Source organism: Tenacibaculum sp. TB-56 (assembly GCF_059716275.2).
The window spans coordinates 2,190,054-2,203,802 of the sequence record NZ_CM201367.1; the positions used below are offsets into that span (position 1 = coordinate 2,190,054).

Annotated in this window: 10 protein-coding genes and 1 pseudogene; 7 read left to right on the top strand and 4 right to left on the bottom strand. The window is 32.9% G+C overall.

The genetic code is table 11. The features are described 5' to 3' along the window. Positions 1–5 precede the first annotated feature (5 nt). Positions 6–560, bottom strand: coding sequence for a bifunctional pyr operon transcriptional regulator/uracil phosphoribosyltransferase PyrR (pyrR, locus tag AC3VI6_RS10635; RefSeq protein ID WP_274634339.1), 555 nt, complete (start codon positions 558–560; stop codon positions 6–8). Positions 561–875: 315 nt separating this feature from the next. Here pyrR and AC3VI6_RS10640 point away from each other — a divergent pair, with 315 nt between their 5' ends. Next, positions 876–2,768: a SulP family inorganic anion transporter gene (locus tag AC3VI6_RS10640; protein WP_497706147.1), complete on the top strand. Its 1,893-nt coding sequence runs from the start codon at positions 876–878 to the stop codon at positions 2,766–2,768. Positions 2,769–2,859: 91 nt separating this feature from the next. Here the strand turns inward: AC3VI6_RS10640 and AC3VI6_RS10645 are convergent, their stop codons facing one another. Beyond that, a complete protein-coding gene (locus AC3VI6_RS10645) occupies positions 2,860–3,801 on the bottom strand; it encodes a hydrogen peroxide-inducible genes activator (protein WP_497706148.1) in 942 nt (313 codons plus the stop codon). 116 nt (positions 3,802–3,917) lie between these two features. On the opposite strand from AC3VI6_RS10645, the gene AC3VI6_RS10650 reads away from it, so the two are divergent. After that, the gene (locus tag AC3VI6_RS10650; protein ID WP_274634336.1) at positions 3,918–4,388 is read left to right on the top strand and encodes a Dps family protein; all 471 of its coding nucleotides are present in this window, start codon (positions 3,918–3,920) and stop codon (positions 4,386–4,388) included. An 8-nt stretch (positions 4,389–4,396) separates the two neighbouring features. Here the strand turns inward: AC3VI6_RS10650 and AC3VI6_RS10655 are convergent, their stop codons facing one another. Beyond that, the gene (locus tag AC3VI6_RS10655) at positions 4,397–5,179 is read right to left on the bottom strand and encodes a sulfite exporter TauE/SafE family protein (protein WP_497706149.1); all 783 of its coding nucleotides are present in this window, start codon (positions 5,177–5,179) and stop codon (positions 4,397–4,399) included. A 47-nt stretch (positions 5,180–5,226) separates the two neighbouring features. After that, positions 5,227–6,147: an AraC family transcriptional regulator gene (locus AC3VI6_RS10660; RefSeq protein ID WP_497706150.1), complete on the bottom strand. Its 921-nt coding sequence runs from the start codon at positions 6,145–6,147 to the stop codon at positions 5,227–5,229. 200 nt (positions 6,148–6,347) lie between these two features. Here AC3VI6_RS10660 and AC3VI6_RS10665 point away from each other — a divergent pair. From AC3VI6_RS10665 to AC3VI6_RS10685, 5 genes and pseudogenes are all read left to right on the top strand, one after another. Further along, positions 6,348–7,846 (top strand): annotated as a pseudogene (locus AC3VI6_RS10665) (aldehyde dehydrogenase family protein). Positions 7,847–7,900: 54 nt separating this feature from the next. Beyond that, the gene (locus tag AC3VI6_RS10670; protein WP_497706151.1) at positions 7,901–8,239 is read left to right on the top strand and encodes a DUF779 domain-containing protein; all 339 of its coding nucleotides are present in this window, start codon (positions 7,901–7,903) and stop codon (positions 8,237–8,239) included. Positions 8,240–8,332: 93 nt separating this feature from the next. Then, on the top strand, positions 8,333–10,240 hold the full coding sequence (gene acs, locus AC3VI6_RS10675; RefSeq protein ID WP_497706152.1) for an acetate--CoA ligase: 1,908 nt from the start codon (positions 8,333–8,335) through the stop codon (positions 10,238–10,240). A gap of 211 nt (positions 10,241–10,451) precedes the next feature. After that, a complete protein-coding gene (locus AC3VI6_RS10680) occupies positions 10,452–11,921 on the top strand; it encodes an alkaline phosphatase PhoX (protein ID WP_497706153.1) in 1,470 nt (489 codons plus the stop codon). 41 nt (positions 11,922–11,962) lie between these two features. Continuing rightward, positions 11,963–13,714 carry a cytochrome-c peroxidase gene (locus AC3VI6_RS10685; protein ID WP_497706154.1) on the top strand — a complete coding sequence of 584 codons (1,752 nt, stop codon included), beginning with the start codon at positions 11,963–11,965 and terminating at the stop codon, positions 13,712–13,714. Positions 13,715–13,749: the final 35 nt, after the last annotated feature.

The window sequence follows — 13,749 nt, forward strand, 5'->3', positions numbered from 1 at the left end:
CATAACTAATCAAGCTTTGAGGGCTTGGGTTCAAGGTAAATTGTATCTTCTTTATGAGTTTCTTGCCAACAAACAACTACTTTTTCTTCGTTGATGGCATCTACTTGTCTTCCACGGTAATTAGGTTGAATTGGTAAATGACGACTAAAACGGCGATCAATTAACACCAATAATTCGATGTTGTCAGGTCTTCCGTACGATTGTAATGCCGTTAAAGCACTTCGTACGCTTCTTCCTGAGTACAAAACATCGTCAATAATTACCACTTTTTTGTCTTCAATTAAAAAGTCTATTTGAGTTGAAGTGGCTTCTAATGGTTCTTGTCTTCTGCGAAAATCATCACGATAAAAAGTAATATCTAAAAGACCTAATTGTAAGTCCTTTATATTGTATTCCTCTCTTAATAATTTAGCTAATCGATTAGCTAAATAAGTACCTCTAGGCTGTAATCCTATTAAAACGGTATTAGAAAAATCGTTGTGATTCTCGATTAACTGACACGCTAATCGATGCAGAATGATTTCAATTTCTTTCGAAGTAAGTAGTGTTTTTCTGCTCATTTGTTGCTACCAAATTGGTTTGATAGTTCAACGTTCAAAATTACGGCAAAAAATTACGCTGACAAAATTAAACTTAATGAAACCCCTAATAAATTTTAATCGTAAAATAAGGAATTAATTAAGGTGTTCCATGTGACCTTTAAAGGAATAATTAATAATTAACACATGAAACGTAAAACTTGGTCTATAAAATTATTTTTACATTTGCCCACTTTTACTCACTAAGTGAGACTTGAAAGTTACTAGGTTTCTTTGTTTTATAAATAGGCTCTAGTGAACTTTCTTAAATGTAGCTTATAAAAGACGTTTAAAATTATGATGAAATACATTAAAGGTAAGAAGATTAACATTAAAGATGATTCGTTAGCAGGTATAACAGTGTCGTTAGCCATGATACCAGAAGTAGTGGCTTTTGCTTTCGTGGCTCAAATAAGCCCTATTGTAGCGTTGTTTGGTGCTTTTGTTATAGGAATCATTTCTGCAGTTTTTGGAGGTAGACCAGGGTTAATTTCTGGAGCAGCAGGAGCTGTAGCTGTAATTTTTGTTACGATGATACAAGAAGGACATGCAAAAGGGTTATTATTTGATACACCTGTTGAAAATATGGGGTATTTCTATTTATTAGCTGCTGTAGTTTTAATGGGAATCATTCAGGTTTTAGCAGGAGTATTTAAGTTAGGAAAGTTAGTTAGATTAATTCCACACCCTGTAATGATGGGGTTCGTAAACGGTTTAGCAATCGTTATTTTTATAGCGCAATTAGGAATGTTCAAAGAAAATAAGAAAGATATTTTCGGACAAAATATGCGTAAGACCGAATCGAAAGAATTGGTATATAAAGTAGCAGACAATGAAGTGCAAGATTTAGTATCTAATGCGGCTTTGTTTTCAATCAAAGGAAACTCAATTATCAACAATCAAACAAACCAAGAAGTCTTTGTAAAGTCAGATACACAGGTTTTTGATGCGAAAACTCAGAAAGTTGTTTATAACATAGAACAAGATGGATTCTATTCCGTAAAAGATAGTGGAGTGGTAAAATCTACTTTACAAGGAACAAAGTTGTATACTATGGTTGGACTAGTGTTGTTAACGATGTTAATTATATGGTTACTTCCTAAAGTAACAACGAAAGTACCAGCGGCATTAACGGCTATTTTAATTGTAACATTTGTGTCTATTATTGGAGGATTAGAGTCTATAAATGTTGGAGATTTTATTAGAGATGGTGGAGGAGCTGGTTTAAATGGTTTTGACGAAATTTCTAAGAAAATGAATTTAGCAGAGCTTTGGAGTCATTTACCATTCAATTTAGATACGCTGAAATTTATTGCACCATATGCCTTTTTAGCAGCTTCAGTTGGATTGATTGAAACCTTAATGACGATGAATTTAGTGGATGAATTAACAGATTCGAGAGGAGATGGTAATAAAGAATGTATAGCACAAGGAGCAGGAAACATGTTAAGCGGAATGTTTGGAGGAACTGGCGGTTGTGGTATGATTGGACAAACAGTAATTAACATTAATGCAGGCGGTAGAGGACGCTTATCAGGAGTTATGATGGCGGTTACTTTGTTAATTTTTATCCTTTTTGCTGATAAATACATTGAGCAAGTACCTATTGCTGCTTTAGTAGGAGTAATGTTTATGATGGTGATCGATACGTTTGCGTGGTCAAGTTTTAGAATTATGAATAAAATTCCAAAATCGGATGCGATTGTATTAATTACAGTGTCAGCAGTAACAGTAATTTTTGACTTGGCAATTGCTGTATTTATTGGAGTTATTATTTCAGCATTAGTTTTTGCATGGGAAAATGCCAAGAAAATTAGAGCGAGAAAACGTTATAAAGAAGATGGAACCAAGATTTATGAAATTTGGGGACCTTTATTCTTCGGAAGCATCACCGCTTTTAATGAAAAGTTTGATATAAAGAATGACCCAAAAAATATAGAGATTGATTTTGTTGAGTCTCGTATTTCAGATCACTCAGCTATTGAAGCTATTTTTATACTAGTTGAAAAATATCAAAAGGCAGGAAAAAAGGTAACGTTAAAACATTTAAGTGAAGATTGTAAGGTATTGCTGTATAAAGCAAGCCCGATTTTTGCAGATGTTATTGAAGAGGCGGTAGATGATCCTCGTTATCATTTAGCTGCAAATCCAGAAGATTTTCCAAAGCCTTTATCAGAATATAGTTTTTAAATAAAAAATCCCGCAATTGCGGGATTTTTTATTTTGTGTTTGTCTGTATTTTAGCAGCGAAGCGTTCTTTAGTCTTTTCTCTATAAGAAAACTAGTTTTTTTGAAGGGGACTTATAATTTCTACATCACTAAAAGCAATAGCACCTCTAATAACACTATCAATAGTGTTTTTTAAAGCTTCAATCAGTTGCATTTTTAATTGCGATTTATGATAAATTAAACTTACTTCACGTGCAGGAGGTGGAGTTTCAAATTCTCTTAAATGAGCTTTATCTCTATCATTTAAATCTAGGGTGTTTAAATAAGGAAGCAAGGTCATTCCCAATCCATCTTTAGATAATTTGATAAGTGTATCAAAGCTTCCGCTCTCTAGTTGAAAATGATGTGTAGCACTTCTTTTATTTGTTCTACAAAGGTTAATTACGCTATCTTTAAAACAGTGTCCATCTTCAAGTAATAATATATCGTCGACTTCTAAATCGTCTACCTTTAGTTTCTTTTGCTTGTATAAGCGATGTTCACTAGGAACTAAACCAACAAAAGGTTCATAATATAAAACACGTTCTTTAATAGCTTCATTTTCTAGCGGAGTGGCAGCAATGGCAGCATCGATATATCCATCCATTAACTTTCTAACTATTTCTTCAGTAGTTAACTCTTCAATAACTAACTGTACTTTAGGGTAGTTTTTACTAAAGGTTTTTAAGAACATAGGAAGTAAAGTAGGCATAATGGTAGGGATGATTCCTACTCTAAACTCTCCTCCAATATATCCTTTTTGTTGGTGAACGATATCTATAATTCGGTTACTTTCATCAACAATAACTTTGGCTTGCTCTACAATACGTTTTCCTAATTCTGTTAATTCTATAGGTTTTTTTGAACGATTAAAAATTTTAGCATCTAACTCTTCTTCTAACTTTTGAATTTGCATACTAAGTGTTGGTTGTGTTACAAAACAATGTTCAGCAGCAATCGTAAAGTTTTTATATTCAGCAACAGCAAGTGTATATTTTAATTGCGTTATAGTCATTTGTATAATAATTTTCGATAAAGATATTAAAACAATCAATAACCTTTATAGTCCAAGTGTGAAAAATTGCACTAAATTTGCTATAGAAAAAGTAAAAAACTTAAAATCAACATACTATGACAACTACAATTTTAGGGTTAGACAAGCAAAAAACGACAACATTAGTAAAAGAGTTAAATACGTTGTTAGCTAACTTTCAAGTATATTATCAAAACGCAAGAGGTTTACACTGGAATATTAAAGGGAAAAACTTTTTTGAGTTACACATGAAATTTGAAGAGTTTTATACCGATGCACAAGAAAAAGTAGATTTAATCGCAGAGCGAATTTTAACGTTACAGGGAACTCCTTTACATACTTTTGATGATTACACAAGTGTGTCTAAAGTTCCTGTAGGAAAAAACATTTCAAACGATGTTGAAGCAGTTAAACTAATTATTAGTTCATTGTCTGAATTATTAAAAATAGAACGTACAATTCTTGATTTGTCTGATGAAGCAGAAGACGAAGGAACAAACTCAATGATGAGCGATTTTATTGCTGAACAAGAGAAAACAATATGGATGATGAATGCTTGGTTAGGCTAAAATTAGCGTTACACAAGTAAATACTTCCATAAAATACGAATACTCACAAAGGCAATCAAAATAGCGGTTGCCTTTTTTAGTTGTGTAGGGGTAAAAAGTTGGTTACTCATTCTGCTACCAATTTGACCTCCAATAAAAACGGTGATTAATAAAATAGAAGTAAGTTTCCAGTCGATAGAAAACTCAGGGTTTGTGTACTGTCCCACTAAACCAGAAATTGAATTTACTAAAATGAAAAAACTTGCTGTAGCTGCTATTTTTTTAGGAGTGTCCCAATTGGTTAAATGAAGTAGCGGAGCTAAGAAAATACCACCACCAATACCTACCATTCCAGAGATAAAACCAATAACTCCGCCATAACCAGCATTTTTTGCAAGGTTTAAGTCGTTGGTGTTGTTGTTATTAGTAACTACTTTGTTAGAAATCCACATAGTAATAGCAGCAAAAAGTAATGTAAAACCTAAGAGAATAAAGAAAAACGTCTGACTTATTCGCAGATATCCCCCTAAAAAAGCTAAAGGAATACTAAATAAAGTAAGCGGAATAACCTTTTTCCAGTTGTATTGCTTTTGTTGTATGTATAGTAAAACATTTCCGGTAACGACCATAACATTACATAGTAAAGCAGTAGCTCTTATTTGTGTAAAAAGTAATCCTGTAAGCGCTAAAACAGCTAAATAACTTGAGCCTCCACCAAAACCAACGGAAGAGTATAGAACAGCTATAATAAAAAAAAGTAAGATTATGTACCAATTAGTACTTAAAATATCTAAAAAAAGCGTGATTACCATAGTAAACAAATGTAATGATAAAAGCTTCTTGAAAAAGAATAGAAGACTTATCCTTTTATAAAAGACTTTTTAAACTGCTGAGGAGTAATCATCTCCATTTTTTTAAACTGTCTGTTAAAATAGCTAATATTATTAAACCCTGATTTGTAGGCTATTTCAGAAATACGTAGGTTTTTAGATTGTTTTATAAGTTTTTTTGAAAATTTAATTTTTTCAGAATTGATATAGTCTATAGGAGAAATACCTAAGGTGTTTTTAAATTTTTTATGAAAATGAGAGGTACTCATACAAGCCTTTTCAGCTAAAAGCTCAACGGTAATATCTTTATTAGTAAGGTTGTTTTTTATAAATTTAATAACCATGCCTATACGCGTATCAGAAAACGTATCTGTAGGGTCATTTAAAATGAATGCTTTAGCTTTGGTCTGTAGTAGTCTAACAATCAGTTCTTGTATCATAAGATCAAGAAGAATGTCTTTAGATTTGTTTTGCTCAGTAAATGTATGAACTAAACGCCCTACTAAGTGATTAATATCTGTATTATGAACTAAGTGTGATGAAGTATCATTCAAATTCCAGTTATTATTTTCACGTTCTATAGCTACGTTGTGGTTGAACTTTTCAACAATTTCTTCTATTTTATGTGAATCGATACCTAGTGCTAAGCATTGAGTAGGGTTATTTTTATCTGCCAAAGGAAAATCAATAATCATTTCTTTGTTTTTAGGCATAACCACAGATTCTCCCGGGAAAAAATCAAAAGAATCCATTCCTTCTAGATGCATTATTTTTTTACCGGTTAGCATACTGGCAATAACAGGAAAGTCAAAAGTTAATGAAATTTGTTCAGCATGCTTATGAGTTTCAAAAATATTTAACTCCGCATATTCAGCATTATAGGTGGTTCTATTTTCAACCAAAGTAGTGAGTTTTCGGCTTTCCTTATGTCGACTTAGTAAATGATTCATAATCAATAGTACAAAATTCTATTTGTGTTTTTTGGGGAATAATAGATATGTGTTACAATTTAATAAATATGTTCAATGTATTGGATATATGATATTATAAATTTACAAAAATTACGAAATATTCATTTTTGCACATGATTAATTAAGGATGTGTTATTTCGTTAGCTAAATTCAAATAAAAACATAAAAATACAAAGTTTATGAGTTATACTAAACCAAAGTTTAAAGACACGTATGCTAATTTTATTAATGGAGAGTTTGTTGCTCCGTTAGGAGGAGAATACTTCGAAAACAGATCTCCAGTAGATAATAGTATCATAGCAAAATATCCAAGATCACAAAAAGAAGATATAGAACTAGCTTTAGATGCAGCCAATGCAGCGAAGGAAAGTTGGGGAAACACTTCAGTAGCAGAAAGAGCTTCTTTATTAAATAAAGTTGCGAATATTATTGAAGCGAATTTAGAAGAGTTTGCATTAGTAGAAACTTGTGATAATGGAAAACCAATACGAGAAACATTAAATGCAGATGTCCCTTTATCGGTAGATCATTGGCGCTATTTTGCGGCTGCCATTAGAGCAGAAGAAGGAAGTGCAACAGAGCTTGATCAAAATACCTTATCAATGAACATTAAAGAACCTTTGGGGGTTGTGGGGCAAATTATTCCTTGGAACTTTCCTCTTTTAATGTTATCGTGGAAGTTGCCACCAGCATTGGCAACAGGGAACTGTGTGGTGTTAAAACCAGCAGAACAAACTCCGTCATCAGCAACATTGTTAATGGAAAAAATAGCAGGTGTTTTTCCTCCAGGAGTTATTAATGTAGTTCATGGTTTTGGTCCAGAAGCAGGAAAACCATTGGCATCAAGCCCAAGAATAGATAAAGTAGCCTTTACAGGTGAAACTACTACAGGACAGTTGATTATGCAGTATGCTTCTAAAAACTTAAATCCTGTTACAATGGAGTTAGGAGGAAAATCTCCAAATATCTTCTTTAATAGTGTAATGGATGAAGATGATGCGTTTTTAGATAAAGCAATTGAAGGAGCTGTTTTATTTGCATTTAATCAAGGAGAAATTTGTACCTGTCCATCACGTATTTTAGTACAAGAAGATATTTACGATAAATTTATGGAACGTGTGGTAGCAAGAACAGAAGCTATTGTACAAAACAATCCGTATGATGTAAATACAATGGTTGGTGCACAGGCATCTAATGACCAATACGAAAAAATTCAAGCATATATAAAAATAGGAAAAGAAGAAGGAGCGAAAGTATTATGTGGTGGAGAAGCTAATAAGCTAGATGGAGATTTAGCAAATGGTTTTTACATCAAGCCAACTATTTTAGAAGGGCATAATAAGATGCGTGTGTTCCAAGAAGAGATTTTGGACCAGTCGTTTGTGTTACAAAGTTTAAAGATGAAGCAGAAGCTTTAGAAATAGCAAATGACACTATGTACGGATTAGGAGCAGGGGTTTGGACACGAGATGCGCATCAGTTATATCAAATTCCAAGAGCGATTAAAGCAGGTAGAGTTTGGGTAAATTGTTATCATGCTTATCCAGCGCACGCACCATTTGGAGGATATAAAAAATCAGGATTTGGTAGGGAGAACCACTTAATGATGATGGATTACTATCGTCAAACTAAAAACATGTTGATATCGTATGATAAAAATAAGTTAGGGTTCTTTTAGTTGTTTGAAAATACTGAGCTTTTTAAAGCTCAGTATTTTATAAAAAAATATAATATGCAAAGAGTAGCAATAACAGATGCAGCAAAAGAAATAGTTAAAAAACTAAAAAAACAACATGGAGATTTGATTTTTCATCAAAGTGGAGGTTGTTGTGATGGATCATCACCAATGATTTTTCCTAAAGATGAAATGTATTTAGATGAAAGTGATATTCTGTTAGGTGTATTAAATGAAGTCCCCTTTTATATGAATAAAGATCAATATGAATATTGGAAGCACACGCATTTAACAATAGATATAACAGAAGGTAGAGGTTCTAGTTTCTCATTAGAAATACCTTTAGGAGTTCGTTTTATTGTGCATTCTCGCTTATTGCAAAATGATGAAGATTAATTTATGTTTTAAGAAGAAGGAATTAATAAGTTGATAAACAATTAAAAATGATTTATTTTAGTGGCTTAAGCTAAAATAAAAAGGTGTATAAGAATGAGTAACTATCACGTAAAAACATTAGAAGAATATTTTCAATTATATAGAAAGTCAGTAAGAAATCCAGAATTATTTTGGGAAGAAATAGCAGAAGAGCACTTCGTTTGGAGGAAAAAATGGGATACAGTTGTAGAGTACGATTTTTCAAAACCAGAGTTTAAATGGTTTGAAGGAGCAAAACTAAATATTACGGAAAACTGTATAGATCGTCACATACATATTAGAGGAGATAAAACAGCTATTTTATTTGAACCTAATAATCCAGATGAAGAAGCAGAACATATTTCTTACAAGGAATTACACAAACGCGTATGTAAGTTTGCGAATGTGTTAAAAGAACAAGGAATAAAAAAAGGAGATAGAGTTTGTATTTATTTACCGATGATTCCTGAGTTAGCAATTTCTATTTTAGCTTGTGCTCGAATAGGAGCAGTACATTCTGTAGTATTTGCAGGATTCTCATCAACAGCGTTAGCTACCAGAATTAATGACTGTGGAGCAAAAATGGTGATTACTTCCGATGGCTCTTACAGAGGTGCGAAAACAATCGATTTAAAAAGTATTGTAGATGAAGCTTTAGAGAGTTGCCCGTCCATAGAAACAGTATTAGTAGCGAAACGAATTAATTCTGATATAGAATTAAAAGAAGGTCGTGATAAATGGTTATCACCTTTGTTAGAAGAAGCTTATCAAGACTGTGTTCCTGAAATTATGGATGCTGAAGATCCATTATTTATTTTATATACCTCTGGTTCAACAGGAAGCCCTAAAGGAATGTTACATACCACAGCAGGGTACATGGTGTACACAGCATATACGTTTAAAAATGTATTCAATTATAAAGAAAACGATATTTATTGGTGTACGGCAGATATTGGTTGGATTACTGGGCATAGTTACATTGTATACGGTCCATTAGCAAACGGAGCTACAACTGTAATGTTTGAAGGGGTTCCTAGTTATCCTGATTTTGGCCGTTTTTGGGAAATTATTGAAAAGCATAAAGTAACTCAGTTTTATACAGCACCTACAGCTATTAGAGCTTTAGCAAAAGAGAACTTAGATTTTGTAGATAGTCACGATTTATCGTCGTTAAAAGTATTAGGTACGGTAGGAGAACCAATTAATGAAGAAGCGTGGCACTGGTATAATGATAATGTAGGAAAAAAGAAAAACCCAATTGTAGATACTTGGTGGCAAACGGAAACAGGAGGAATCATGATTTCACCGTTACCATATTTAACACCAACCAAACCAACGTATGCAACGTTACCACTTCCAGGAATTCAATTAGCGTTAATTGATGAAAACGGAAAAGAGATTAAGGGAAATCAGGTAGATGGTCGTTTGTGTGTAAAATATCCTTGGCCTTCTATGGCAAGATCAATTTGGGGAAATCATCAACGTTATAAAGAAACTTATTTCTCTGCGTATGATAATATGTATTTTACAGGGGATGGAGCACTACGTGACGAAGTTGGGTATTATAGAATTACAGGTCGTGTAGATGATGTAATTATTGTTTCTGGTCATAATTTAGGAACTGCACCTATTGAAGATTCTGTAAATGAGCATCCAGCAGTAGCAGAAAGTGCTATTGTAGGTTTCCCTCACGATGTTAAAGGAAATGCGTTGTATGGTTATGTGATTTTAAAAGAAACCGGAGAAGAAAGAAATCAAGACAATCTTCGAAAGGAAATAAATCAAATAATAACTGAACATATTGGTCCGATAGCAAAATTAGATAAAATTCAGTTTGTTGAAGGATTGCCTAAAACACGTTCAGGAAAAATTATGAGACGTATTTTACGTAAAATAGCACACAACGAATTAAATAATTTAGGAGATGTTTCAACATTATTAAATCCAGAAGTTGTAGAAAACATCATAAAAGAAAGACTTTAGTTGTAGAAAATAAATACTGTATTAAAAATTGTAAAACCAACATATTCGTTAATGTGTTGGTTTTCTTTTGTTTAAGATTTTAGGGTTGAAATTGGTTAAAGATTTGTTAAAGCAGTTAACGTTTTGTTGAGGTAGATTTAAACTGGAGCTAAAATATTCTTAAAGTTAGTGTTGTTGATTTGCGCCTATAAAAACTAAATAAAATTTAACAATGAAAAATTTATTGAAATTAGGATTTTTAGGTGTTTGTACAGCAGTTACATTAACATCTTGTGATTCTGAAAGTGGGTCTAATACACCAGGAAGTGGAGAGTCAGTTGAGTTAAAAGCACACTCTAAAACCCCTAATTTTTTAAAATTAGAGTCTGAGTTTTCAGGAGTAAAAATTTACCCTTTATTATCTTCAGAAGATAAATTAGAAGAAACTCCAAACTTTGTATATGGTTCTATGGCAGATGGTGCTGGATTAATGAAGAATTCAGACGGAACATTTACATTAATCAACAATATTGAAGCGGATTACTCAATCGCTCGTATCAAATTAGATAAAACATTTAAGCCAGTTCATGGTGAATATATTTTAAATGCAAACGCAACTGCAAGTACAGCTCAATGTTCAGGTTCTTTAGTAACTATGGAAGAGCATGGTTTCGGACCATTATACTTATCAGGTGGTGAATGGGGAGGAGCATCTAAAGGTGTTTTCGCAACTGATCCTTTCAAAGAAGCTTCAGCAGCAGGTACTCCAAATATGTTAACTGCAATGGGACAATGGTCTACAGAAAATGCAGTAGTAATTGGTAAAGATGCTTATGCAGATAAAACAGTTTTATTTATTGGTGATGATCACTCTGATAACGAAGTTCCTTCAGGTCAATTAGGAATGTATGTTGGTGAAAGAGGAGATTTAAATGGAGGTAAATTATACGGATTAAAAGTTACTGACGAAGGAGTTACTTACGAAATGGACATGGCTGAAGGTCAAACTTACAACGCTACTTTTGTTGAGTTGAATGAAAAAGATATCGATTTATTAGATGCTGAAGCAAAAGAAAAAGGAGTAATGGGATTCTCTCGTTTAGAAGATATCGACTGGAGAAGAGGTTCTGCTAAGAACAACCGTGAAATCTATTTTTGTGTTACAGGTCGTAAAAAAGATGGTTTAATGGGAAAAGGAACTATTTACGGACGTGTGTATAAAGTAGAATTAAATGAAAATGATCCTACTGGAGCTGCTAAAATTACTTGTGTGTTAGATGGTGATAAATTAGACGGTAAAGCGAAAGATTTCCATAGTCCAGATAACATCGTAGTTACCGATAACTATGCGTATGTTCAAGAAGATCCTAACGGATATTTTGATGGAGATAAAAACCATGCTGCAAGTTTATATCAATATAACTTAAACACAGGTGAGGTTAAAAAAGTATTAGAATGTGATCAAGTAGCTGCTACGGCTGAAGGTTACGGAGCTTCTTATCAAGAAAGTGCTTGGGAAATTACAGGTATGATCGACATTTCTGAAACGATCGGAGTAAACGATACATTCTTATTAATTACTCAAAACCACGGATGGGTTCCTGCTGATGGTGGTGCGTTTACAGATGCTTTAGCAAACGACGCAGCTGAAACTGAAAAAGAAGGAAGTCAATTATATATTGTTCAAGGATTAAACAGATAATGACAAACAGTTTAAGTAAAATAAAAAAGGCACATGTTATCATGTGTCTTTTTCTAGTATCTATAGTTAGCTGTAAACAAGAAAAAACAGCTAGATATGCGAAGGTTGATAATCAAGCTTTGGTGTTGAAAATTCAAGAGTATTACACACAACACATCGATAGTTGTATTGGGTTATTAGAAGAATTAAATACTGTTGAAACAGTTTCAGAAAAAATAAAAAAATACAAATTAGCAAGGAGAGAATTCAAGTTAATAGAACCTATTTTGGCTTTTTCTGATAAAGAAAATTACAAGAGCTTAAACGCTCCTAATATTTTAAAGATTGATGAAGAAGATGCTACGGATGTTAAAATAAGAAACCCTTTCGGATTTCAAGTTATTGAAGAATTATTACACGAAGATGAGGTAGATGCTGCTGAAGTGAATAGCATTGTAAAAACTACAGCAAACAGACTTAAATTAATAGCAGGAAACAACACGCTGTATTTAAAAAAATACCATGCGTTGTGGTTGCTACGCGATCAAATTGCACGAATAGCTTTGGTAGGAATTACAGGTTTTGATTCGCCTGTGTTAGAGCAATCGTTAACTGAGGCTAAAACAAATTATGAAACCATACTTTTCATTATAAATACTTATAAAAATGAATTTTCAAATGAAAACTTATATACTGATTGGTTGAATGAAATAAAAGCTACTCAAAAAGTATTAGAAGAAGGAGAATTTGCTACGTTCAATCGTTTCGATTTTATTCAAAACCATGCGCATAAGCAATTAGAATTGTTAGCAAATACTGCGGAAGACTGGAAAGTAGAGTTTCCGTTAACTTTGGCGTTCAACAACAACATCACTTCGTTGTTTTCAAAAGAAACATTTAATGTGGATTTCTTTAACGATTACCATCAGTTAGAAAATGCAATGTCAGATGAAAAAATAGCGTTGGGGAAGAAGCTGTTCAACGATAAAAGTTTGTCAAAAGACGGAGTAATGAGTTGTGCTACTTGTCACATAAAAGACAAAGCATTTACTGACGGATTAGCAGCTTTCCCGAAGCAGTTAAGAAATACGCCAACATTACCGTATGCAGCCTACCAACAAACTTTTTTCCATGATGGAAGAGCGGGTAGTTTAGAAGGTCAGATTGTGGGCGTTGTTGAAAACAAAAATGAGTTTCATACGAACTTAAAAAATCTAACAGAAACGGTTGAAAAAGATAGTGCGTACACAAAATCGTTTACCGATTTATACGGAAAAGTAAGTGATTTTAACATCCGAAATGCGATGGCAAATTACATTAGAAGTTTAGGTGATTTTAGTTGTAAGTTTGATAAAAATATCAATAAAAAAGAAAACACGTTAACGGCTTCTGAGGTTAACGGATTTAACCTTTTTATGGGTAAAGCAAAATGTGCAACCTGTCATTTTCCACCAGTATTTAACGGAACGGTTCCTCCTAACTTCACAGAAACAGAAGTGGAGTCTATCGGTTTTCCTAATTTAACAGAAACGGAGTTGGATGGTGATTTAGGTGCATACAATGTGTTTAAAACTGAAGAAAGAAAATTCTTTTTTAAAACTACTACCGTTCGTAACATATCAAAAACAGCTCCGTATATGCATAATGGAGTTTATGAAACATTAGAGCAAGTTATTGATTTTTATAATAAAGGTGGTGGAGAAGGTTTAGGATATCACGTTCCAAACCAAACCTTACCTCCAGATGAATTGAATTTATCAGACAAAGAAATTCAAGACTTAATTGCTTTTATGGAAAGCTTAACGGATGAGTAAATTCATTCAGTTTTTATAGTTAACAAAAACGCTCA

Excerpts from the sequence above, each read along its gene's own strand:
- AC3VI6_RS10685 (WP_497706154.1), top strand. The coding sequence starts at position 11,963 with ATGTGTCTTTTTCTAGTATCTATAGTTAGCTGTAAACAAGAAAAAACA.
- AC3VI6_RS10655 (WP_497706149.1), bottom strand. The coding sequence starts at position 5,179 with ATGGTAATCACGCTTTTTTTAGATATTTTAAGTACTAATTGGTACATA.
- AC3VI6_RS10660 (WP_497706150.1), bottom strand. The coding sequence starts at position 6,147 with ATGAATCATTTACTAAGTCGACATAAGGAAAGCCGAAAACTCACTACT.
- AC3VI6_RS10680 (WP_497706153.1), top strand. The coding sequence starts at position 10,452 with ATGAAAAATTTATTGAAATTAGGATTTTTAGGTGTTTGTACAGCAGTT.
- acs (WP_497706152.1), top strand. The coding sequence starts at position 8,333 with ATGAGTAACTATCACGTAAAAACATTAGAAGAATATTTTCAATTATAT.
- AC3VI6_RS10640 (WP_497706147.1), top strand. The coding sequence starts at position 876 with ATGATGAAATACATTAAAGGTAAGAAGATTAACATTAAAGATGATTCG.
- AC3VI6_RS10645 (WP_497706148.1), bottom strand. The coding sequence starts at position 3,801 with ATGACTATAACGCAATTAAAATATACACTTGCTGTTGCTGAATATAAA.
- AC3VI6_RS10670 (WP_497706151.1), top strand. The coding sequence starts at position 7,901 with ATGCAAAGAGTAGCAATAACAGATGCAGCAAAAGAAATAGTTAAAAAA.
- AC3VI6_RS10650 (WP_274634336.1), top strand. The coding sequence starts at position 3,918 with ATGACAACTACAATTTTAGGGTTAGACAAGCAAAAAACGACAACATTA.
- pyrR (WP_274634339.1), bottom strand. The coding sequence starts at position 560 with ATGAGCAGAAAAACACTACTTACTTCGAAAGAAATTGAAATCATTCTG.